This window comes from Aminobacter sp. SR38, from assembly GCF_014843375.1.
Classification (GTDB): domain Bacteria; phylum Pseudomonadota; class Alphaproteobacteria; order Rhizobiales; family Rhizobiaceae; genus Aminobacter; species Aminobacter ciceronei.
On record NZ_CP062112.1, the window covers coordinates 4,667,741 to 4,688,673 of the forward strand.

The 20,933-nt window shown below is 64.1% G+C and carries 25 protein-coding genes and 1 pseudogene; 13 read left to right on the plus strand and 13 right to left on the minus strand.

Features of this window, described 5'->3' with window-relative positions:
• Positions 1–1,062 carry a CapA family protein gene (locus tag IG197_RS22855; RefSeq protein ID WP_192315120.1) on the plus strand — a complete coding sequence of 354 codons (1,062 nt, stop codon included), beginning with the start codon at positions 1–3 and terminating at the stop codon, positions 1,060–1,062.
• Positions 1,063–1,167: 105 nt separating this feature from the next.
• Entirely contained in the window at positions 1,168–2,121 is a 954-nt protein-coding gene (locus IG197_RS22860) for a DUF3137 domain-containing protein (RefSeq protein ID WP_192315122.1), read from the plus strand.
• A gap of 111 nt (positions 2,122–2,232) precedes the next feature.
• Here IG197_RS22860 and IG197_RS22865 read toward each other — a convergent pair whose 3' ends face one another.
• Complete coding sequence (locus IG197_RS22865; RefSeq protein WP_154384799.1) at positions 2,233–2,490, minus strand: SemiSWEET family sugar transporter; 258 nt, start codon at positions 2,488–2,490, stop codon at positions 2,233–2,235.
• A gap of 463 nt (positions 2,491–2,953) precedes the next feature.
• On the opposite strand from IG197_RS22865, the gene IG197_RS22870 reads away from it, so the two are divergent.
• Entirely contained in the window at positions 2,954–3,196 is a 243-nt protein-coding gene (locus IG197_RS22870) for a DUF1344 domain-containing protein (protein WP_067959585.1), read from the plus strand.
• 144 nt (positions 3,197–3,340) lie between these two features.
• Here IG197_RS22870 and IG197_RS22875 read toward each other — a convergent pair whose 3' ends face one another.
• Positions 3,341–3,754: a hypothetical protein gene (locus IG197_RS22875; RefSeq protein ID WP_192315124.1), complete on the minus strand. Its 414-nt coding sequence runs from the start codon at positions 3,752–3,754 to the stop codon at positions 3,341–3,343.
• A gap of 248 nt (positions 3,755–4,002) precedes the next feature.
• On the opposite strand from IG197_RS22875, the gene IG197_RS22880 reads away from it, so the two are divergent.
• Positions 4,003–4,941: a diacylglycerol kinase family protein gene (locus IG197_RS22880; protein ID WP_192315126.1), complete on the plus strand. Its 939-nt coding sequence runs from the start codon at positions 4,003–4,005 to the stop codon at positions 4,939–4,941.
• Between the two features lie 64 nt (positions 4,942–5,005).
• On the opposite strand, the gene IG197_RS22885 is transcribed toward IG197_RS22880, so the two are convergent.
• From IG197_RS22885 to IG197_RS22900, 4 genes are all read right to left on the minus strand, one after another.
• Complete coding sequence (locus IG197_RS22885; RefSeq protein WP_067959595.1) at positions 5,006–5,227, minus strand: DUF6500 family protein; 222 nt, start codon at positions 5,225–5,227, stop codon at positions 5,006–5,008.
• A gap of 223 nt (positions 5,228–5,450) precedes the next feature.
• Positions 5,451–6,368, minus strand: a complete 918-nt coding sequence (locus IG197_RS22890; protein WP_192315128.1) for an NAD(P)-dependent oxidoreductase — start codon at positions 6,366–6,368, stop codon at positions 5,451–5,453.
• A gap of 7 nt (positions 6,369–6,375) precedes the next feature.
• Entirely contained in the window at positions 6,376–7,587 is a 1,212-nt protein-coding gene (locus IG197_RS22895; protein ID WP_192315130.1) for a mandelate racemase/muconate lactonizing enzyme family protein, read from the minus strand.
• An 88-nt stretch (positions 7,588–7,675) separates the two neighbouring features.
• Complete coding sequence (locus IG197_RS22900) at positions 7,676–9,292, minus strand: GMC family oxidoreductase (RefSeq protein ID WP_192315132.1); 1,617 nt, start codon at positions 9,290–9,292, stop codon at positions 7,676–7,678.
• A 181-nt stretch (positions 9,293–9,473) separates the two neighbouring features.
• On the opposite strand from IG197_RS22900, the gene IG197_RS22905 reads away from it, so the two are divergent.
• Complete coding sequence (locus IG197_RS22905) at positions 9,474–9,866, plus strand: acyl-CoA thioesterase (RefSeq protein ID WP_154384803.1); 393 nt, start codon at positions 9,474–9,476, stop codon at positions 9,864–9,866.
• A gap of 199 nt (positions 9,867–10,065) precedes the next feature.
• Here IG197_RS22905 and IG197_RS22910 read toward each other — a convergent pair whose 3' ends face one another.
• A complete protein-coding gene (locus IG197_RS22910; protein WP_067959608.1) occupies positions 10,066–10,434 on the minus strand; it encodes a helix-turn-helix domain-containing protein in 369 nt (122 codons plus the stop codon).
• Between the two features lie 102 nt (positions 10,435–10,536).
• On the opposite strand from IG197_RS22910, the gene IG197_RS22915 reads away from it, so the two are divergent.
• Positions 10,537–11,142: an NADPH-dependent FMN reductase gene (locus IG197_RS22915; protein ID WP_154384804.1), complete on the plus strand. Its 606-nt coding sequence runs from the start codon at positions 10,537–10,539 to the stop codon at positions 11,140–11,142.
• Between the two features lie 225 nt (positions 11,143–11,367).
• Here IG197_RS22915 and IG197_RS22920 read toward each other — a convergent pair whose 3' ends face one another.
• From IG197_RS22920 to IG197_RS22940, 5 genes are all read right to left on the minus strand, one after another.
• Complete coding sequence (locus IG197_RS22920) at positions 11,368–12,657, minus strand: hemolysin family protein (protein ID WP_192315134.1); 1,290 nt, start codon at positions 12,655–12,657, stop codon at positions 11,368–11,370.
• Between the two features lie 93 nt (positions 12,658–12,750).
• Positions 12,751–13,458: an LssY C-terminal domain-containing protein gene (locus tag IG197_RS22925; RefSeq protein WP_192315135.1), complete on the minus strand. Its 708-nt coding sequence runs from the start codon at positions 13,456–13,458 to the stop codon at positions 12,751–12,753.
• Between the two features lie 146 nt (positions 13,459–13,604).
• Complete coding sequence (locus tag IG197_RS22930; RefSeq protein ID WP_246765220.1) at positions 13,605–14,606, minus strand: extensin family protein; 1,002 nt, start codon at positions 14,604–14,606, stop codon at positions 13,605–13,607.
• A 112-nt stretch (positions 14,607–14,718) separates the two neighbouring features.
• On the minus strand, positions 14,719–15,303 hold the full coding sequence (locus tag IG197_RS36300) for an extensin family protein (RefSeq protein WP_246765221.1): 585 nt from the start codon (positions 15,301–15,303) through the stop codon (positions 14,719–14,721).
• Positions 15,304–15,805: 502 nt separating this feature from the next.
• Positions 15,806–16,231: a DUF3775 domain-containing protein gene (locus IG197_RS22940; protein WP_192315137.1), complete on the minus strand. Its 426-nt coding sequence runs from the start codon at positions 16,229–16,231 to the stop codon at positions 15,806–15,808.
• A 155-nt stretch (positions 16,232–16,386) separates the two neighbouring features.
• Between IG197_RS22940 and IG197_RS22945 the strand changes: the two genes are divergently transcribed.
• Both IG197_RS22945 and IG197_RS22950 read left to right on the plus strand, forming a co-directional pair.
• Positions 16,387–16,737, plus strand: coding sequence for a DMT family protein (locus IG197_RS22945; protein ID WP_192315138.1), 351 nt, complete (start codon positions 16,387–16,389; stop codon positions 16,735–16,737).
• Positions 16,738–16,797: 60 nt separating this feature from the next.
• The gene (locus IG197_RS22950; protein ID WP_192315139.1) at positions 16,798–17,385 is read left to right on the plus strand and encodes a tetratricopeptide repeat protein; all 588 of its coding nucleotides are present in this window, start codon (positions 16,798–16,800) and stop codon (positions 17,383–17,385) included.
• Between the two features lie 44 nt (positions 17,386–17,429).
• On the opposite strand, the gene IG197_RS22955 is transcribed toward IG197_RS22950, so the two are convergent.
• On the minus strand, positions 17,430–17,909 hold the full coding sequence (locus tag IG197_RS22955) for a hypothetical protein (protein WP_192315140.1): 480 nt from the start codon (positions 17,907–17,909) through the stop codon (positions 17,430–17,432).
• Positions 17,910–18,035: 126 nt separating this feature from the next.
• On the opposite strand from IG197_RS22955, the gene IG197_RS22960 reads away from it, so the two are divergent.
• The 5 genes and pseudogenes from IG197_RS22960 to msrA all read left to right on the plus strand — a co-directional run bounded on the left by IG197_RS22960 (position 18,036) and on the right by msrA (position 20,666).
• Complete coding sequence (locus IG197_RS22960) at positions 18,036–18,575, plus strand: tetratricopeptide repeat protein (protein ID WP_192315141.1); 540 nt, start codon at positions 18,036–18,038, stop codon at positions 18,573–18,575.
• 158 nt (positions 18,576–18,733) lie between these two features.
• Positions 18,734–19,246: pseudogene (locus IG197_RS36855) on the plus strand (LysR family transcriptional regulator); the annotation flags it as partial.
• 127 nt (positions 19,247–19,373) lie between these two features.
• Positions 19,374–19,631: a hypothetical protein gene (locus IG197_RS36860; protein WP_371746559.1), complete on the plus strand. Its 258-nt coding sequence runs from the start codon at positions 19,374–19,376 to the stop codon at positions 19,629–19,631.
• Positions 19,632–19,701: 70 nt separating this feature from the next.
• Positions 19,702–20,160, plus strand: coding sequence for a peptide-methionine (R)-S-oxide reductase MsrB (gene msrB / locus IG197_RS22970; protein ID WP_210346931.1), 459 nt, complete (start codon positions 19,702–19,704; stop codon positions 20,158–20,160).
• The gene (gene msrA / locus IG197_RS22975) at positions 20,157–20,666 is read left to right on the plus strand and encodes a peptide-methionine (S)-S-oxide reductase MsrA (protein WP_192315145.1); all 510 of its coding nucleotides are present in this window, start codon (positions 20,157–20,159) and stop codon (positions 20,664–20,666) included. Before msrB ends, msrA begins: the two co-directional genes overlap by 4 nt.
• Positions 20,667–20,933 lie beyond the last annotated feature (267 nt).

A 20,933-nucleotide genomic window follows, 5' to 3' on the forward strand; every position in this document is an offset into this window, starting at 1 on the left:
GTGTCCAACTATCCTTTCTCCTACAAGATCTCCTGGCCAGCGCGGTTCATCAGGCCGTCGCTGCGGCGTAACGGTCCGGGCTATCTGCCTGATCAGGTGCGTTTCCTGCCCAAGCCCGGGCAGAGCGTGCGCCTGGCATTCGTCGGCGACATTTCCGCCGTCGCCAACAAACAGCCGCCGATTTTCGACCGCGAGCTGACGGCCCTCCTGGCCGCGGCCGATCTGGTGGTCGGCAATTGCGAGAGCCCTGTCGTGGAGCGGCCGAGCGCGCGGCTGGGAACGCGGCTCGGAACGCATCATGCGATGACCGAAGAATTTCTCACCGGAACGCTGGCGGCGGCTGCCATCGCGCCAGAGCGGCTGGTGCTGTCGCTGGCCAACAACCATGTGCTCGACCAGGGGGCAGACGGTTATCATGCGACGCTTGCGGCATTGGGCAGGCTTGGCATTGCGACTATCGGGACGACCACCGAGGTGAGCAAGGTGGCAGCCGGCTCGTTGACGCTGGGGCTCGTCGCATTCACGCAGTGGCGCAATGCGCCCGCGGAGGCTTTCGCTGGGCGCGTGGCCATGGCCGATGACTTCTTTGCCGCGGCCGGCAACGGGTTAGCGGGCGCAGAAGGCGCCGATCTCGTTTGCGCGGTGCCGCACTGGGACTGGGAGTTCCGGCATTTTCCGCGCGCCGTCACGCGTGGCTGGGCGCGGATACTGGCTGAGCTGGGTGTCGGGCTCGTTGTCGGGCATCACGCCCATGTCGTGCAGCCGATGGCGCGCGCCGACGACACGCTGGTGGCCTACGGCCTGGGCGATTTTCTCGGCACGGCGCTGGCGCGGCAGCCCTGGCCGGGACGGATCGGCGCGATCCTCGTCGTCGATGTCAGCGCCGACGCTCACACGCGTGGCGAGATTGCAAGCTACCGGCTGGTGCCGTTCATGCGCCAGCGCGACGGCGCGCACGAGAGCATGGTGCCGCTCGACAAGGTCGACGGCGAGCTTGGAACGAAAGTGCGGGCGCGCTGGCAGGCGGTTCACGGAGCCGCTGCCGCCAGCCTCACCAGCTGAGTCCGGATACCGTTGCATCTCCTTGTTTACGCCGCGACATTTGGCGAAAAGCCGCTATCATCCGGTAAGTGGGCGGCACGATCTCGGCGCGCCATGGGGGCACATATGAGCGCAGCTGGTTTCATGCCCGACGAGGCGACGACCGCGGGCATCAAGAAGGACCTCGAAGCCTATCAGGCCGAGCGCAATGCGATCAGGCTTTCGACGGCGTGGCGGGTGCCCCTCTATCTCGGCGGCGTGATCGTTGCGGTTCTGGTTCTGGCGCTGATCTTCAACTTCATAGCCGACCTCAACGAGCAGTGGCTGTCGACGCCGCATGTCTATCTTTATGTCGTGGGCTTCATCGCTGCGTTCTTCGCCTATTTCCGTGCGATGCGGCCGCTCGAAGCCGCCAACGCATCGTTCCGAAACAAGCTGCTGCCGATCGTCTTCGGCTTCATCAAAAATATGCGCCATGAACGGGGCGCGACGCCACCGTCCTTTGTTAACTTACCGGAATCTACGGTTGGCAAGTACAACAACCTCGAGATCGATGATTTCATTTCCGGCAATTACGATGGTTTCGATTTCGAGCTGTACGAAACACTGCTCACGCAACGGGCGGAAAAGCACGCCTCCACGACCTTTCAGGGCGTGATCGTGGCGTTTGGACTGAAGAAGCCGTTTGAGGGTACGCTGGTCGCAACGATCCGGACCAATGCGGTCCTGAGCTTTTTCGGCGAACTCTTTGGCAGTGGCCTGAAGGAACTCCGGTCGGGGGTCCAGGACCTTGATATGGCCTACGAGTTCAGCAGCGACAATGTCGAGGCTGCGCAGCCGCTGGTGTCGGGGCAGATGGCGCAGGCGCTGACCTGGCTCAAGGAGGCATGGCCGGGCGAGCCGGCGCGGATCGCGCTGTCGGGCACGAGCGGATTTCTGCTCTTGCCACACCAGAAGGATTTTTTCGAGCTGCCGGCATCGGATGTGGCTCTCGACTACAGGGTGCATGTCGAGCCGATGATCGCCGACATGGCGACGATCCTGGCGACGGCCTCGCTGGTGCGCAAAATCGGGTCGTAGGGCGCGGTTGGAGCGGCGCGCGTCCGTACGGACGCGCAAAAGAATGCTCCAATACCTTGAAGCGCTGTATCGTGCTTTCCGAAATCCGAATCCGGTATTCGGGCCGATCCGCTAGCCGAAGCGGAGCTTGAGCCCGACGATGGCGAGGATGAAAACCAGCGTGACGATGTTGGACACGATGACCGGCAGCGAGCCAAGTGCGATGCCGTAGACGATCCACAGCGAGATGCCGGTGGCGAGTGCGGCGTTGGTGCCGAGCGAGATGTCGCTTGTCTTGCGCTCGCGCAGGATCTTCATGATCTGCGGCAACCAGCACAAAGTGGTCAGGATGGCGGCGACGGCGCCGACGATTTCAAACAGGGGGTTCAAGACGGGAGCTTCCCAAAAGCACAAATCGTGCGGCGCGAGCTATGCCAGAATCACCGGCGGCTGTGAAGGCAACCGGGCGGGCTGGACCAACGAAACGACGGCGCAAAACGTCGCGGGAGGGTGGCGGCTCGCGCGAAAAAAATCTGTCCACGCCGATGTCGAACGGCGTTTCGTGATCGGCCATTCCGGAATCCGACCTTGGGGTGGCGGCGCGATGACGGTGGTGTGACGCCGGCCAGCGTATGGCTGGCAAGGGCTAGGGCGAGATCGGGGTGATGGCGAAGCATCCAGACATGTGCCGGTTGCGGTCAAATGCGGCGGAAATAAGCCTATGATTACGTTCGATAATTTCACGCTTCGTGATTTGCGTCGGACCATTCCGCAGGTCAGTCTCCATCTCGTTCGGCGGGCCTTGCTACGAGGGCAGGACCAGCCGGGACAGACCTGAACGGGAGTACCAGACATGAACAAGATCCTTGCAACGACTGTCGCTTCGCTCGCCTTCATCGGTGCCGCCTATGCCGCCGAGGTCCAGGGCACGGTCCAGTCGGTCGATCCGGCGACACGCTCGATCACGCTCGACGACGGCAAGACCTATGTCATCCCCGAAACCCTCAAGGTCGACGGCCTGGCCGCCGGCGCCAAGGTCAAGGTAACAGTGGACGACACGACAGGTGCTGTGACCGCGATCGAAGCGGCCTCGTAACGGCCGTGTGCACAGCCGCCCTGCCGGCACTGCCATGCGCCCGGCGGGTTGGGTGAGGTTCTTGAGACCTTCCAAGACGCAGAACCAAACTATGGCCGGCCTCTTCCCGAGGTCGGCTATTTTTCATGCCGCCGGACGTTCGGCTCAGAAGCCGATATTGGCTGCCAGCCAGCTTGACGAGCGTTTTGCTGCGGCAACCGTGCCGGCGGCGGCATCGCTGAGGCCGCTGCGCGCCAGCGCATAGCCATTGGCGGTGCGATAGAGGACCGAGCGTCCGCCTTCGACGATGCCGGCAACGGTGGTCCGCTCGGCTGGCTCGGCTTGCTTGATTTCGGCCGGGGCCGATGCCAACTGCGGCTCGGCAAATACCGTGGTGCGGCAGATGCCGGTCACCAACGGATAGGCGTGGTTGCCTTCTCGCAGGATGCGGCTCTTCATCGCCGCCTCGCAGTCTGCGACTGACGTCCACTGTGCCGGCGTCTCGCCGATATATTCGCAAAGCTTGGCGTCGCAGTCGCAACCGACGATGGTCATGGCGACAAGGGCAGACTTGATCACGGTCCGAATCCTCAAGGATTGTTGACGCCGCGATTTCTCCGCTCCGATCGCGGCGCCAGTTGGCCGCAATCATGGCATGACGGTGGCGTTATGCATGCGCGGCAGCGTTGTAGCCATCCGGCGACATGTTCTTCCGCCAAGGCGGCCGACAGGATGTGAACTTCGCAACCTTTCCCTTGCGCATTTGCCTCTGCGGCTAACAATAAGGCGGAGGCGGCGGCGCGTTGGCTGCCGGGGAGGGTGCGTTCGTGAAAGTCGGCGTCGTCAGGAATCCGGTGGCCGGCGGCGGCAGACTGGACACGCATTGGACCGAGGTTGCGGCAGCGCTGACGCAGCGCTTCGGCGAAGTCGAGTTTCGCGAGACGACCGAGCCGGGCGACGGCGCGGTTCTTGCCCGCGACATGGTGGCGCTTGGCTGCGAACTGGTCATCGCAGCGGGCGGCGACGGCACGATCAGCGAGGTCGCCGACGGGCTTTTGCAGATGCAGGCCGAAACCGGCGATGCGGCCATTCTCGGCGTGCTGCCCTGCGGCACCGGCTCCGACTTTGCCCGCGGAATGGGCATTCCCGTCGAAATATCTTCGGCGATCGCGCGCATTGCCGAGGGCAGCGACCGTCTGATCGACGCTGGCCGTATCTCCTTCGTCGAGGACCATGGCCGGCTGGCGAGCCGGCATTTTGTCAACATCGCCAGTCTCGGTATGTCGGGGGCGACGGTGCGGGCGGTCAACAACGACCGGCGCAAGCGCTGGGTGCCGGCCAAGGCGCTGTTCTTCTGGCGCACGGTGATCGAGTTCGTGCGCTACCGCTTCCAGGACGTACGCATCACCGTCGACGATGGCGAACCGGTCGAGGCCAGGGTGGCGCTCGTGGCGGTGGCCAACGAGCGGTTCTTCGGTGGCGGCATGATGATCGCCCCCGATGCCGTTCCAGATGACGGGCTGTTCGACATCGTCATCCTGCGCGCGGCGAGCAAGCTCAAGCTGATTCTCGACCTGCGCCTGCTTTATGGCGGACGCCACCGCAACCATCCCGCCATCACCATTCTGCGCGGACGCAAGGTGACGGTCGAACCGCTGGGCGATCCGCTCGCCAATGCCGCACTCGTCGATATCGACGGCGAGTCGCCCGGGCATATTCCGGCGACCTACGAGATGGTGGCGAAGGCTTTGAAGGTGAGGTGTTGATGCAAGGGGCTCGGATTCTGAGTCCGGGGATTGGCGTAAGTCGCTGAAATTGAAGGGGTGGAAGTTAGGCGTCCATCGCCCTGACCATCGCCTCGATCTTGGCGGCCTTTTCGAAGTGGTCGAGCTTCTGGGTCCTGATCCACCATTCGGCGGCCTCCATCAGAAGCTCTGGGTCGTCGTTCCTGTTGGCGAAGAATGCGTAGAAGGACAGACCGACATCAGGGCCCTTGGCGGCGATCTTGCGCGCGCAGACGTCGAGTATTTTCGCGCGCAGGCTAGGCCGCATCGGAGAATCTTTCCCGGGTGGTGGTGGCGAGAGGTAAGTCGAGCCGAGGGCGGGTGTCAAACCGGGGCGAGAAGAGGCGGTGCCAGGCGCGTTTGCCCGCCCTTGTGGGAGACCGATCCGCGAGGCGGAAGGGAGGCTGGCTGGGCTCAGAGCTTTCGACTACCCCACCCCGGCGCTACGCGCCGACCCTGCCCACAAGGGGAAGGGTTAAGAGACGTCAGCCTCACAGCTTCGCCGGAAAGCCGGGCGCGCGCAGGTCGGTGGCAGTCGCGTCCTCCAGGAGTTTGACGATCATAGTCGACCAGGCGTCGCCGCCATAAGCCACCTTGCCCTGCTGGAAGATGGTGTTGACGCGGGCGGCGAGGTCGAGCGGGACGCCGCCCTCCTGCGCCATGGCGAGCGCAAAGCCTAAGTCCTTGAGGGCAAGGTCCATGGTGAAGCCAATGTCATAGGAGCCGTTGAGCACCAACTGGCTCTCGGTCTCGTGGACGAAGCTGTTGCCCGAGGAGGCCACGATGGCGTGGTAGGCTTGGGCGAGGTCGAGGCCGCCCTTCCTGGCCAGCATCAACGCTTCGCCGGCGGCGACGAGATGGATGAAGGCGAGCATGTTGGTGATGACCTTGATCACTGCCGCCGAGCCGATCGGCCCCATTAAGAAGGCGCGGGCGCACATTGCCTCAATGGCCGGTCGGTGGCGCTCGTAGAGCGCCGCGTCGCCGCCGACAAGTGCAGTGATCTTGCCCTCGGCAGCGAGATGCACGCCGCCAGTGACGGGGCATTCCAGCGTATCGACGCCGGCCTCAGTGGCTAGGTCGGCAAGGCGCAGGATCTCGTCGCGGCCGTTTGTCGACATCTCGATCCAGGTGCCGCCCTTGGGCAGGCCTGACAGCAGCCCGTCGGGGCCGACCAGAACCGCCTCGCTTGCCTTGGGCGAGGGCAGGCAGGTGATGGCATTGCCGGCGCGGGCGGCCGCGTCTGCAGGGCTTTTTGCAGCGGCGGCACCCTGCGCAACGAGGTGCTCGACAGTTTCGGGGTTGCGGTCGTAGACGACGACCTCGAAGCCGCCGCGCACAAGGCATGCCGCGAGATTGGCGCCGAGATGGCCAAGGCCGATGAAGGCGTAGGCGAGGGGCTGGGTCACGCGCGCCTCACGGCATCAGCGGGGTCTGCACCATCTGCAGGTGCAGGTGGGGACCGTCATATGGATTGGCCTCGCACACCGCCTCGTCGAGCTCGACGCCGAGGCCGGGCTCTTTCGACGGGATGACATGGCCGTCCTGCCATTCGATCTTCTTTTTCAGCAGCTTGGCGTGGAAGCCGTCCCATTGCTTGAGCGATTCGAGGATGAGGAAATTGGGTAGAGTGACGGCGAGCTGGATGTTGGCTGCACCGACGATCGGGCCGCAATAGCAGTGGGGTGCGATCTGGATGTGGTAGGCCTCGGCCATGGCGGCGATCTTCTTGGTCTCAAGAATGCCGCCGGAGCGGCCGAGATCGGGCTGCAGGATAGTGGCGGCGCGGTTTTCGATGACGCGGGCGAACTCGAATTTTGTGGTCAGCCGCTCGCCTGTCGCGATCGGGATCGATGTGCCGCGCGCGACCTGGGCCATCACCTCCGGCATGTCGGGCGGCACCGGTTCTTCGAACCACAAGGGATCGTAGGCCTCGATGGCGCGAGCCATGCGCAGGGCGCCAGAGGCGGTGAACTGGCCATGCGTGCCGAACAATATGTCGGCACGGGTGCCGACGGCCTCGCGGATGGCCTTCAGCATGCGCACCGACAGGTCGATGTCGATGAGGCGGGGCTGGTGGCCGTCATAGGCGGTCCAAGGACCGGCCGGATCGAGCTTCACGGCGTCGAAGCCCTGGTCGACATAGAGAGCTGCACATTCGGCTGCCATGTCGGGGTCGTTGTAGACGTTCTTGGGAGCAACGTCCTCGGTATGGACGCTGCCGGTGTGTGGATAGAGATAGGTATAGGAGCGCAGCGTCTCGTGCACCTGACCGCCGAGCAGCTTGTAGACGGGCTTGCCGGCCTCCTTGCCGACGATGTCCCAGCAGGCTATTTCCAGCGCCGAAAAGCAGCCCATGGCCGAGACGTCGGGGCGCTGGGTGAAGCCGGAGGAATAGCAGCGGCGGAACAGGTTTTCGATGTCGTGTGGGTCCTGTCCCACGAGGTAGCGCTCGGCCATGTCCTCGATCATTCGCGCGGTGACATGGGCGGAGAAGGTGGCGTTGTAGGCCTCGCCATAACCAACGACGCCGCCGTCGGTGGTGAGCTTGACGAAGATGAAATACTTGCCGCCGATGCCAGGGGGCGGGTTGTTGACCACGAAGGTCTTGACGTCGGTGATCTTCATCGATGGTCCTCCCGGTCGCGTGACATCGTCGATTTTTGGCGTAGCCCTCAGGGTGAGGATGAGCGGCTGCGCAAACATCGGAAACTGCTCACCCCGCATCCTCCAGCAACAGCTGCGCGCCCTTCCAGCCAGTCATGATCGAGGCGGCGTTGGTGTTGCCGGTGATGTTGTCGGGGAAGATCGAGGCGTCGATGACGCGAAGCCCGGTGAGGCCGTGGACGCGCAGCCGGGGATCGACAACCGAGCTCGTCGGATCCGGGCCCATGCGGCAGGTCGACACCGGGTGATAGACGGTGCCCGAGCGCTTGCGGAAATCCTGAATCAGGTCGGCGTCGGAAGTGATTGACGGGCCTGGCAAAACCTCTTCTGCGATGACGTCCGCGATGGGCGATTGCGCAGCGATGCGGCGCAGGAATTTGACCGCGTCGAGCATCTCGGCGACGTCGCTGTTGGTCGAATAGGCGTTGACGGTGATGCGCGGCTGCACGGTCGGATCGGCTGAGCGGATCATGATCTCGCCGCGGCTCGACGGGCGGCAATTGGACAGGCCGATGGAAAAGCCGGGGAAGGGGTCGGGCGTCAGGATCGGGCGCTCGCCGGCCTTGGGCAGCACGGTGGAAAAGACCTGGAAATAGAGTTGCATGTTGGGGCGGGCGCGGCTCAAGTCGGTGCGGAAGAAGCCGCCGCCCTGGTTCATGCTCATCGACAGGGGGCCCGAGCGCAGCAAAAGATACTGCATGCCCGCCAGTGCCTTGCCCCACCACGGGCGCAACAGCTGGTTGAGGGTCGGCACCTTGGCCTTCCAGGTGTAGTTGATGCCCTGGTGGTCCTGCAGGTTTCGACCGACATGTTCGTTTGCGTGCAGCACATCGATGCCGAGATCGGCGAGCAGTGCTGCTGGGCCGATGCCGGAGAGCTGCAGCAACTGCGGCGTGTTGACCGAACCGCCCGACAGGATCACCTCGCGCCCGGCGCGAGCCGTCTGCTTGGCACCGTTCTGCAGATATTCGACGCCGCAGGCGCGCTTGCCCTCGAACAGCACCTTGGTGACCAGTGCATCTGTCTCGACGGTGACGTTGGCGCGCTTCATCGCCGGGCGCAGGAAGCCGCGCGCCGCCGACATGCGGCGGCCGCCTTGGGTGGTGATCTGATAAACACCGACGCCCTCTTGGGCCGCGCCATTGAAGTCCTGATTCAAGGGCAGGCCGGCCGCTTGCGCGGCAGACAGGAAGCGATGGGTCAGCGGATGGACGTTCTTCCTGTTGTCGGTGACGTGGATCGGACCGCCGGTGCCCCGCAGGTCGGTGCCGCCTGCCTGATTGTCTTCGATCGCCTTGAAGGTTGGCAGGAGATCGTCAAAACCCCAGCCCGGATTGCCGGCCTCGCGCCAGGCGTCGAAGTCTTCGGCAGCCCCCCGGATCCAGACCATGGCGTTGATCGAGCTCGACCCGCCGAGGATTTTTCCACGTGGCCAGTGGTCCTTGTTGCCGGCAAGGCCGGGGTCGGCTTCGGCCGCGTAATTCCAGTTCACCTTGGGGTCGAAGAAGGTTTTGCCGTAGCCGAGCGGCATCTGGACGAAGAAGCGGCGGTCGGTGCCGCCGGCCTCGAGCACCAGCACCGAGAAGCGTCCGCTCGCCGACAGCCGCTCGGCCACCACCGAACCGGCGGAGCCCGAGCCCACTACAATGAAATCGAACGTCTGCATGCTGTCGGCTGCCTGTCGAAATTCCACGATGCGGTCAGACTATCGCCTCAGTCGCAGGCTTCGGCGTCGCTTACGGCATGGCCTGTGAAAAATACGACCGGGCGATGCAAGAGATGCGTCGTTGACGCGGCTGCTGCCACGACGATACGGGTGGTCGGAGGAAATTCTGAGGGAAAAGACGATGGTTCAGTATGCCGATGGCCAGCCGACGGGCGAGCTCACGCTGCGGACGCTGGCGATGCCAGCCGACGCGAATGCAGCCGGCGACATCTTCGGCGGCTGGGTCATGGCGCAGATGGACCTTGCCTGCGGAATTCGCGCCGCCGAGCGCGCGCGCGGTCGCGTGGTGACAGCGGCGGTCAAGGAAATGGCCTTCGCCAAGCCGATGAAGATCGGCGACACATTGTGCATCTACACCCATGTCGAGCGTGTCGGCCGCACCTCGATGACGCTCAAGGTCGAGGCCTGGGCGCAGCGTTATCTCTCCGACCTGATGGAAAAGGTGACCGACGCCGATTTCATCATGGTAGCGCTGGACGGGCAGGGCAAGCCGAAGCCGGTGCCGGCGGAGTAGGCGCGCGTCCCTCAAGGCTTGAGTCGCGTGCGCCGGCGGTGTCAGCACTTCACCTGCCCATAGATGCAATGCGCTGGCTCCAATGTCCGGCGCTGCCACGGTTCTCATCCTGAGGTGCGAGCCGGCAGGGCTTATGTGATTTTGGCGCGGCGTGCGCGGCGAGCTCTCAAAGGGCGCAGCGAAGATGCCGCCGCGCGCGTCACTCCACCGTCGTATCGAACTTCATCCGTGCCTCGGCGACACGGGCCTGGTTGAGCCTCGCCCACTCGCCGAGCGCGAACACCGGCACCAGCAGTTCGCGGCCAAGGTCGGTGAGCTCGTAGTCGACGCGCGGCGGGATTGTCGGGAAGACGGTGCGGGTGACGAAGCCGTCGCGCTCCAGGCCGCGCAGGGTGGTGGTCAGCATCTTCTGCGAAATACCACCGACAGCGTGGCGCAGCTCGTTGAAGCGCATCGGACCGTCGCCGAGCTTGCCGACGACGAGCACCGTCCATTTGTCGCCGACGCGCTGCAGGATATCGCTGACGGCGCGGCAATCCTCGGTGCGGTGCGGGTGCCTCGGTATCAAAAAAGTGCCTCCTTGTGCGGATGATTTTCAGTCACCTATATAGCGTCGGTATCCATTTGTTACCAGTGTCGTTCAGATACTCACGCCCGAAAGGTTCCTACCATGTCCAAACCCAAGATTGCCATCGTCGTCGGCTCGACGCGTGCCGCACGCTTCGCCGACACGCCGGTGGAGTGGATTGCCAGGATCGCAAAATCCCACGCCGATATCGAGGTCGAAATCGTCGACCTCCGGGATTTCCCGCTGCCCTTCTTCGACGAGGTCGCCTCGTCCGCCTGGGTGCCGTCGCAGAACGAGGTTGCCCAGCGCTGGCAGAAGAAGGTGGCCGAGTTCGATGGCTACATCTTCACTGCGGCCGAATACAATCACGGTCCGACCGCCGTGCTGAAGAACGCGCTCGATTATGCGGCCACCGAATGGAACAAGAAGCCGGCCGGTTTCGTCGGTTATGGCGGTGTCGGCGGGGCGCGGGCCGTCGAGCAGCTGCGCATGCATGCGGTGGAACTGCAGATGGCGCCGACCAAGGCCGCCGTGCACATCGTCTGGGCGGACTTCCTGGCTGTGCGCCAGGGCGAGAAGCAACTCTCCGACTTTGAGCACCTCAACCAGTCGGCGAACGGGCTGGTCTCCGAGATCGCCTGGTGGGCCAAGGCGCTGAAGGTCGCGCGTGAGGCCGACGTTCTTGCCGAAGAAGCCAAGGCTGCCTGAGCAGCTTCGGACCTTTTCCTCCCAAGGGATTCTGGGGCGGCCTTGTGCCGCCCTTTTTCGTTGTGCCTTTGGGGCATCTGCGATGCCGTGACAGCCAAGAGTCAGACACGGTCCAGAACCATGACGGCTAAACGTCGGCCCAGGACCATAACCAAGCCTCGCAACGCGAGCTGCAGTGGCTCAGCGGCCCGGTGTATCCGGGCGAGCACCAACCCGGTCGCTGTGTCAGCCGGGCAGCTTCGACGCCAGCACCTTGTCGATGCGGCGGCCGTCGAGGTCGACGACTTCGAAGCGCCAGCCTTGCGCGTCGACGCATTCGCCGGTCGCGGGCAGGTGGTGCATATGCGACAGCACGTAGCCGGCGACGGTTTCGTAGTCGCGGTTCTCCGGCAGGTCGATGCCGAGCTGGTCGGCCATCTCGTCGGCCTGCATGTAGCCGGCGAGCAGCCAGGAGCCGTCCTCGCGCTGAACGGCATTGTCGACGTCGTCCTCGTCGAGGTCGGAGCGGAACACGCCGGTGATGGCCTCGAGAATGTCGGCGGGCGAGACGACGCCTTCGAAATGGCCGTATTCGTCGTGGACCAGCGCCATCGGCACTTCGGACTGCTTGAGGGTGGCGAGCACGTCGAGCGCGTCCGCCTGATCGTGGACGATCGGGGCGGTGCGGACATGCTTACGTGGGTCGAAGCTGCGGCCGGCAAGCAGCGCGGCGAGCAGTTCGCGGGTCTGGATTACGCCGACCATGGCGTCGACCGAGCCTTCGCCGGCGGGCAGGCGCGAGTGCTGCGTTTCCATCAAAAGTTTGCGGGTGGCGGCCTCGTCGGCCTGCAGATTGATCCAGTCGACTTCGGTGCGCGGGGTCATGACGGCGCGCACGGCGCGATCGCCCAAGCGCATGACGCCGGCGATCATGCGCCGTTCGTCGGATTCGATGGTGCCGTGGTGCTCGGCCTCGGCGACCAGCATCTTGATCTCTTCGTCGGTGACCTTTTCCTCACTCTCACCGCGCTGGCCGAGCAGCCAGAGCACCGAGCGGCCGGAAATGTCGAGCAGCCAGACCAGCGGCAGCGCGACCTTGGCGAGCGTCGACATGGCTGGGGCGACGCGGGAGGCGACGCCCTCGGGATCGCGCAGGGCGATCTGCTTGGGCACGAGTTCACCGATGATCAGCGAGGCATAGGTGATGATCGCAACGACGACGCCGACGCCAAGCGCGTTGGAGGCGCCGGCGCTCATGCCGTTGGCGGCGAGAAATCCGCTCAGGCGTTCGCCGAGCGTGGCGCCCGAGAAGGCGCCGGAGAGAACGCCGACGAGAGTAATGCCGATCTGCACCGACGACAGGAACTTGCCGGGGTTGGCACCGAGTTCGAGCGCGCGGCCGGCGCCCTTGACGTTGCGGTCGATCATCGCCTTGAGGCGGGCTGGACGGGAAGAAACGATGGCAAGTTCGGACATTGCCAGAAGGCCGTTCACACAGATGAGGACGACCACGATAGCGATTTCAGCGTATAACATGATGCTCGCTGCATAGCATTGCTTAAGGCCTTTCGAAAAGACGGCAGCAAAAATACTCTTCCCCAGCGGCACAAGAGCGGGTCGAGGCTGGGGCTATTTGTCAGGCACCAGAACTGCCATCAGCATCTTTCCGTCGGTGTAATAGGGGTCACCCTCGCCGTTGCGGCCGGCCTTGGTCAGGCCGATGCCTGACATCGTCTTTACCTCGATGATGCGTCCGGCCGATGTCAGATCGCCGATCAGCGAATCGCGCTCGGCATCGATGTCGGGTCCGATGTGATGGGTGACGGCGCCGGTGTCGTGGCTGACGCCTATGCCGCGATCGAAGCTCGCCGCACCATACCAGGTCGGGCGCCCGTCGGCACCGGGCGTGAAGGTCAGCCACAGCCGAACATGGTGGCGGACGTCGGCGCTTTTGCCGACAGGCTTTTCGAATGCGAGATCCTGGCGCCGGCCGTTGAACAAGAGCGTGCTGACGGGCGCGTCGACATAAGGCCGGTCGAGCAGCACGCTTTCGCCGATTTCCAGCGCTGATCTCACCGACAGTTTGTCGGCGCGGTCCCAGCCGGCGGCGGCAAACGCGGCGGTCACGTCCAGCTCGCTGCCGACGAGGCCGATATTGATCGGGTCACCCGGGATGCCTTGTTCCGTCGTGGTGAGCAGCGATTCAGGCCGGGGGCCGTCGCGCAGGAAACGGAGCGACCAAAATTCAGGAGCCGCGAAATAGGCGAGCGCGAGATAGCTCACGCAGAGCGCAATGAACCAAAGGGTCGCCTGTCGGTGCAGTTTTCCCCGTAGCATCAAACCCCGCTGCCGATGGGTCGAGCCAAAGCAGTGGCGCGACATTGAACTCGGGACAAATCATGGGTTGCATCGGCAGATTAAGTATTAGCGATGTCTTTTGTAAAGCGCATCTTGTCTGGCTTCATGACACGGGCGCGCAAACGCTAGCGGCAGGCGCGGTACCCGTTGCGGCGCTGCTTGATGTCGAAGTGGAAATGATTGCGGTGGTCGTAATTGTAGCCGGGGCCAAGCACGGTGTTGAAATAGCTGCAGCCGTCGGCGCGAATGGTGTTGAGGAAGCCGCGGGTGCGGAAGGCGAACAGGCCGGGCTTTTCGACGTCGATGTCGCGGCCGCTGTTCAGCTCGATGCGCATGATGTCCAACGCATTGCCCTTGCCATGTTCTGACAGGGTGCGGGTGCCGGCGATCTTGCGGCAGGAATAGCTCGAGCCCTGGTGGATGGTCTTGACGCCGGAGAAATAGCGCAGCCGGGCGGAGGGGACCAGGTCGCGCTTGGTCCAGGCGGCGAAACTGGCCGCCATCTGGCAAGTGACGACGGCTGCCGGCTTCATCTGCACCGAGCCGATGGCCGACACCTTGACCGGGTAGTCGATACCGCAGGCGGCGCCGTCGCGGATCGGCGGAAGGTCGCGGTAGGTGACGTCGAGTTTCTTCAGGTCGCTGCGGCAGTCAACCTCGTCGGCCGGCATGACGGCAGGCCGTATCGGCGCACTTTGTGGCTCGTTGGAGGGATCGTCGAGCTTGGGATAGGCGACCATATAGGGATTGGACGGCACCAGCGTCTGCATGCCGCGCCCCTGGGCAGGCGCGAGCGCGGCGGTCTGCACAGGCTGTGGCGCTTCAGGCTGGATCTGCTCGAACTGCGCGGCCTGTGCGTCGAATGTCGGCTCGATCATGGGCGCCGCCTGGGCGACAAGCGCCGGATCGGACTGCGGCTCGACAATGACAGGGGCGGCCTGTACGGGGCCGAGCGACGCTGTCTGGGAGCCGACATCGACGGCGGGCTGGAGCGCGAACACATCGCCCGATGTGCATGAGCTGAGGCCGAGGCCGACGGCGACAAGGGTCGTGGCGAGCAGCAGCGCGCGCTGACGCGCGGCTCGCGGCGATCCGACCGGGATGGTGGCGCGCGAATCTGCGGCCATGTGAAGGCTCCTGTCCCCTTGAGGAAATGAGCCTAGCCGCCAAGGGTAAAGGAAAGATCAGCGGCAGCGTTTACGGCTGGGGCCGAATTGCGGCGTGGGTGGCGGGCCAGGCCTACTGGCAGAATGTGCCGCCATTCTTGCGCGGGGCGAGGTCGATATGCAGGTGCCGGGCGTGGTCGGCGTCGCTGCCTGGACCGAGCACCGTCTTGAACGGCCCGCAGGCCGCCTTGCGTATAGCATCAAGAAACTTGGCATTCTTCTCCGGCGGCGCCGGCTCGACCTCGACCGACGTGCCACCGGTCAGGGTAAAACGGGCAATGTCGAGGGCGTTGCCGAAGGCATGCTCGGACGGTTTGCGGGTGCCGTTGCGCGGCCGACAGACATAGGCCGAAGCCTGCCCGACGACGGTCAGTTCCTCGCCGAGCTCGGTTCTCGCGGCAGGGGCGATGACTTCCGTGGCGAAGCGGGCGGAGGTCTCGGCGGTGGCACAGTTGATGATCGCGTCGGGCTCGATGTCGATGGACCGCGAGAGACGCTTCAGCTTGAGCGGAAAGGGCAGGGCGCAACCGTCGGCGTCGCTTTGCGGCGCCTGCTCCTCGAACTCGGCGCCGAGCACCTTCAGGCGCGTGCGGCAGGCGGTCTCCTCGATCGGCATCTTTGCCGGCCGCGCGACGTAGGAACGCTTGTCGGGCAGCATCTTTGGCGCCGGCGGACCAAACGTCTCTCGCCCACGTGGTGCTTCGGGGCCATCCGGGCGCGAGGACGGAATGGGGACGGTTGTTGGTATTGCTTCAGCCTTCGACATCGCTTCAGGAATTGGCGGGCCGAACATTTCTCGGGCTCGCCGCTGGTCGGGAACGTCGGGACGCGGCTCGGGTGTGGGAACCAAAGCCTGCCCGGCTTGTGTCGGCGCAACCGGGGGCGGTTTGGGCAGGGCCTGCGCGGGTGCGGCCTGTGGCACCGGAGCTCGATTGGGCAGTGACGTCTTGCTTGCTTCGACCTTGCTGGCTTCGGCAAAGCCGTGCGGGGTCGCTGCGAATGTCGCCAGCGGCAGGACAAGGATCAGGGAAAGCAGGCGGGATTTGGCTGTGTGCATCGCCGCTCAACGTTGTCGATCGTTCGCGGTTGCCGAGGGGACGCTGCCGCGCGATCAAATTCGGTGACGGCGTTGTCATCTGGCGGAAGTGTCGAGCGATGCTTCAGGCGCCCAGGGCCTCGAGGCCTTCCTCGAGCCAGTCGCCCAGCATCGGCATGCCGAGCAGGTATTTGGCGGTACGACGATTGCCGCGCTGCCGTGCCTCGGCGACCGCGTCCGCCCATTCGGCGGCGTCGTAGTCGCCGCGCCCGACCCAGGCGAGCGCCACCAGTTCGGCAGCCTGGTCGACATTGAGGTCGGCGATCAGCCCGCGTAGCTCTTTTTCGGTGAGGTTTTCCGCCTCTTCCTCGGCGAGGCCATCATGGCGATGGTTGTCGTGGGTGTCGCCGTCATATTCGACCTCGTGCTCGGCGCCGTCTTCATAGTCTTCGTTGACGCCGGCGCTGATCGCCTTGGCTTTGAGGATGAACTGCCGGACGGTGTCCGGGCCAATGGTCAGGTCCCACTCTTTTTCGCGCCGCTGCTGCACGAGCGTGCTCCTGTTGCCTTCCCCCCGGCTGATGATAGCGCATTTGGCGGCGACGTCACTGCCTCGATATTCGCGGCGGGGTTGCCGTGGTTGACATGACTTTAGGAGAGGCGGATATAGCGCGCCTTCCTCCCCCCCTCCAGACGGTATTCCCCATGGCTTTTCTGCTTTCGCCCAAGGTTCTTCCTGTGCTGATGCTGATTGCGTCCAACGTGTTCATGACCTTCGCCTGGTACGGGCACCTGAAGTTCAAGGCGGCCCCGCTCTATGCGGCGGTGATTTTCTCCTGGCTGATCGCCTTCTTCGAATACTGGCTGGCGGTGCCGGCCAACCGCATCGGCCACGAGGTCTATACGGCGGCGGAACTGAAGACGATGCAGGAGGTGATTACACTCAGCGTCTTCGTCATCTTCTCGGTCTTCTACCTCAAGGAAGGCCTCACTTGGAACCACGCCATAGGTTTCGCGCTGATCGCCGGCGGGGCAGCACTGATTTTCCGCGGCTGAGGACGAAAGAGCTCAGCCGATGCGTTTGCCTCGACGGGGGACGCATCGGTGGAGGTAGCCATGCATAGCCAATATCTGAAGCTTCTGGCTGGCGCGCTGGTGGCGCTGCCGCTGTTTGCCGTTCCCGTGATCTCCGCCGACGGAGGCGGGGGTGGAGGAGGCGGTGGTGGCGGCGGAATGGGTGGCGGCAGCGGCAGCGGCGGCGGCAGCAGCGACCCGGTGAAATGCCGCACCGGCCTCGTCTACAACAAGAAAACCAAGAAATGCGAGCCACCCAAGGCCGGCATGATCGATGACGACAGCCTCTATCTGGCCGGGCGGGCGCTGGCCATGGACGGCCGGTACGACGACGCGATCAAGGTGCTGACGCTGGCGCACGACAAGACCGACGCCCGCATCCTCAACTATCTCGGCTATTCGCACCGCAAGGCCGGGCGCATCCTCGTCGGCATCGGGTATTACCAGGAGGCGATCCTCGACGATCCCGACTACATGCCGGTACGCGAATATATGGGCGAGGCGCATCTGACGCTCGGCGACGTTGCCGGTGCCAGGCAGCAGCTGTCGGAGATCGAGAAGCGCTGCGGCATCGACTGCCGCGAGTACGGGCTGCTGCGGGAGCAGATCGACGGTTATCTGAAGGGCTGACAGGCGTGGCCTGCCGGAGGTCGTCGCAGGCGCCGCTGCGGCGGTCAACTGTTGAACAGGCCCCCGACGCGTTCGCGAAAAGCGTCAGCGGTGTTGCGGGTGCCGAAGTCGCGGGTGTCGAAGCGCTTGCCGTCGCGGGCGGTCATGGTGACGCGCCAGTTGCTGGCGCCTTCCATGGCAGGGCATTTCCGGGTTTCGAACCGTTCGATCTGGTCGGGCCCGAAGAGGTGATGCCTGGCCTGCCTGAACGGACGCTTCTCGACAATTTCGATGCGGCCGGAGCCGACTGTCCAATGGATCGCCGGCCCCGTCAGGCCGCCCCAGATCGCCGGCACGCCGACGGACCAGGCGCCGAGAATGGGGCACAGGAAGAACGGGCTCGTGGCATTGAGCGGCCAGACGCCACGGTAAAGCTCCCAAGTGGCGATGCTGACGACGAAGGCACCGATGGCGACCAGGCCGACGCGAAGGGCAGGTGCTGGTATGTCGAGTTGCAGCAGCCCGTCGCCGTCGATCTCGTCCATGCCGCAAGCCTCCGTGCGTCCACGCTAGCAGCTGGGCATGAACGGTTCGCTATGCGATTTCAGCGCGGGATGAAAAGCAGCTCGATCTGCGTTAGTCTGTCGATGGGCGCATGTTAGGAGGTAGCGATGCAGACCCGATTTGTGAAAGTGCTTGCAGGTGCAATGGTGTCGCTGCCCTTGCTGGCAGTGCCGGTGTTTTCGGCCGACAGCGGCGGAAGCAGCAGCGGTGACGAGCCGAAATGCGACAATGGCCTGGTCTACAACAAGAAGACCAAGAAATGCGAACCGCCCAAGGCCGGCATGATCGACGACGATAGCCTCTATTCGGCCGGACGTGCGCTTGCCATGGACGGCAAGTATGACGAGGCGATCAAGGTTCTGACGCTGGCCCAGGACAAGACCGACCCGCGCATCCTCAATTATCTTGGCTATTCCCACCGCAAGGCCGGGCGCGTGCTCGTCGGCCTCGGCTACTACCAGGAAGCGCTGCGCAACAACCCCGACTACACGCTGGTGCGCGAATATATGGGCGAGGCGCATCTGATGCTCGGCGACGTCGCGGCCGCCCGCCTGCAGCTGTCGGAAATCGAAAATCGCTGTGGCAAGGGTTGCCGTGAATACGGCATGCTGGAAGAGCAGATCGACGCCTATCTGCGCGCCGGCTGATTTGTGCCGATGACATGATCCAAAGGACCGGGCTTGGCCTGGTCCTTTTCCTTGACACGAATGCGGTGACGGCAGCGCAGGTCGCGCGGCCTTCATTCTGCGCAACTCCTGACTGAAAGCCGCTGCACATTTTTCCCGGAATTGCTTAGGGTTGGGCCATGAACCTCGCCCAGATCCGCTACTTCCTGACCCTTGCCGAAACATTGAACTTCACCGACGCGGCGCGATTGTGCGGTGTCGCGCAGCCGACACTGACGCGCGCGATCCAGAAGCTCGAGCATGAGCTTGGCGGCACGCTGGTCTACCGGGACGGCAAGGACACACGGCTGACTTCGCTCGGCAGCGATGTCCGTGAGGAGTTCGCGGCCATCGTCGGCGCCGAAGACAGGATCCGTGCTTCGGTGAACAGTCGCATCTCGGGCCGGCGCGAGCGCCTCAATCTGGGGATTGCGCATTCGGTGGCGCCGGCGCCAATCAGCCGGTTCATCACGCACGCGCTCGGCGAGATGCCGATGCTGGAGATCCTGCTTCATCCAATCGACGGGAAGATGGGGTCGGGACTGCTGCTGGCCGGCACGCTGGACGGCGTCTTCCTCGCCGACAAACCCGCCGACAATACGAAGCTGTCGGTGATCGAGCTGTTCAGCGAGAGGCTGATGCTGGCTTGCGCGAGCAGCCATCGGCTGGCGAAGTTCGACATGGTTCCGCCGGAGGAAATCGGTGTCGAAAGCTATCTCGACCGGCTCGGCTGCGATTTTCGCTCAGGCAATCGACTATTTCATGAACGCCGAGCTGGTGATGCGGCCGCGGCTGCAGTCCGAACGCGAGGACTGGATGCAGCAGGCCGTCGCCGATGGCGCCGGCATTTGCCTGTTGCCCGAATTCTCCGCCATCGTGCCGGGGCTGGCCCTGCGCCCGGTATCGGGGCTGAATCTCGAGCGCCAGGTGTCCTTCGTTTCGGTCAGCGGATCGGGCAATGCGCCGGCACTGCGCCATCTGCGCATGATGGTCGGCTCGCATCGCTGGCCTCATTCAGCCGGTGCATCGAAACAATAGCCAACATGCATTGGCGCAGGCACCCCTCCGATACCCATCTCTGCCTCATCACCGAAATGGAGGACAGATGATGAGGGCCTACAACAAGAATCCCGACGCCGTCTCGGCACTGTCGCCGGAGCAGTATCGCGTCACCCAGAAGGATGGGACCGAGCGTCCCTTCACCGGCGAGTACTGGGACAAAAAGGAGCCGGGCCTTTATGTCGACGTGGTTTCCGGCGAGCCGTTGTTCGCCTCCGTCGACAAGTTCGACAGCGGCAGTGGCTGGCCGAGCTTCACCAAGCCGGTCGATGCCGAAAATGTCGTCGAGATCAGCGACCGCAGTTATGGCATGGTGCGCACCGAAGTGCGCTCGACGCATGGCGACAGCCATCTCGGCCATGTCTTTCTAGATGGCCCGCGCGACGCTGGCGGCTTGCGCTATTGCATCAACTCGGCGTCGTTGCGCTTCGTGCCGGTCGACGAGCTCGAAAGCGAAGGCCTCGGGCACTATGTGAAGCTATTCGTGAACAAGGGAGACGTCGCATGACAACCGAAACTGCAATTCTGGCCGGTGGCTGCTTCTGGGGCATGCAGGACCTGATCCGTCGGCTTCCCGGCGTCGTCTCCACCCGTGTCGGCTATTCGGGCGGCGACGTCCAGAACGCGACCTATCGCAATCATGGCAGCCACGCCGAGGCGATCGAGATCGTGTTCGATACGTCGAAGACGGATTTCCGCAGCATGCTGGAGTTCTTCTTCCAGATCCATGACCCGTCGACGAAGGACCGGCAGGGCAACGACCGCGGTACGAGCTATCGCTCGGCGATCTTCTACACCTCCAAGGCGCAGAAGGAGATTGCCGAGGAGACGATCAAGGACGTCGATGCCTCCGGACTGTGGCCGGGCAAGGTGGTGACCGAGTTGGCGCCGGCCGGCGACTTCTGGCAGGCCGAGCCCGAGCACCAGGACTATCTGGAGCGCTATCCCAACGGCTACACCTGCCACTTCGTCCGCCCGGGCTGGAAGCTGCCGCGCCGGTCGAGCGCCGCCTGATCTGACGACGTCACCGCAAAGAACTGCAACCGGACGCCTTGCTGACGCGGGCGTCCGGAACGGTTTAGCGTGTCTAGGAGGATGCCATGGAACTCGGACTCCTGGGGCGTCGCGCCCCTGAGCTCAGGGGCGGAAACTGGATCGACGCCGGCAGCCGCTGCGGCTTTCCGACCTGAGCGACGGCTGCAAGATACTCTACTGCTTCCAGCACTGGTGTCCCGGATGCCATGCCCGTGGATTTCCGACGCTGAAGCGGCTGGTCGAGGC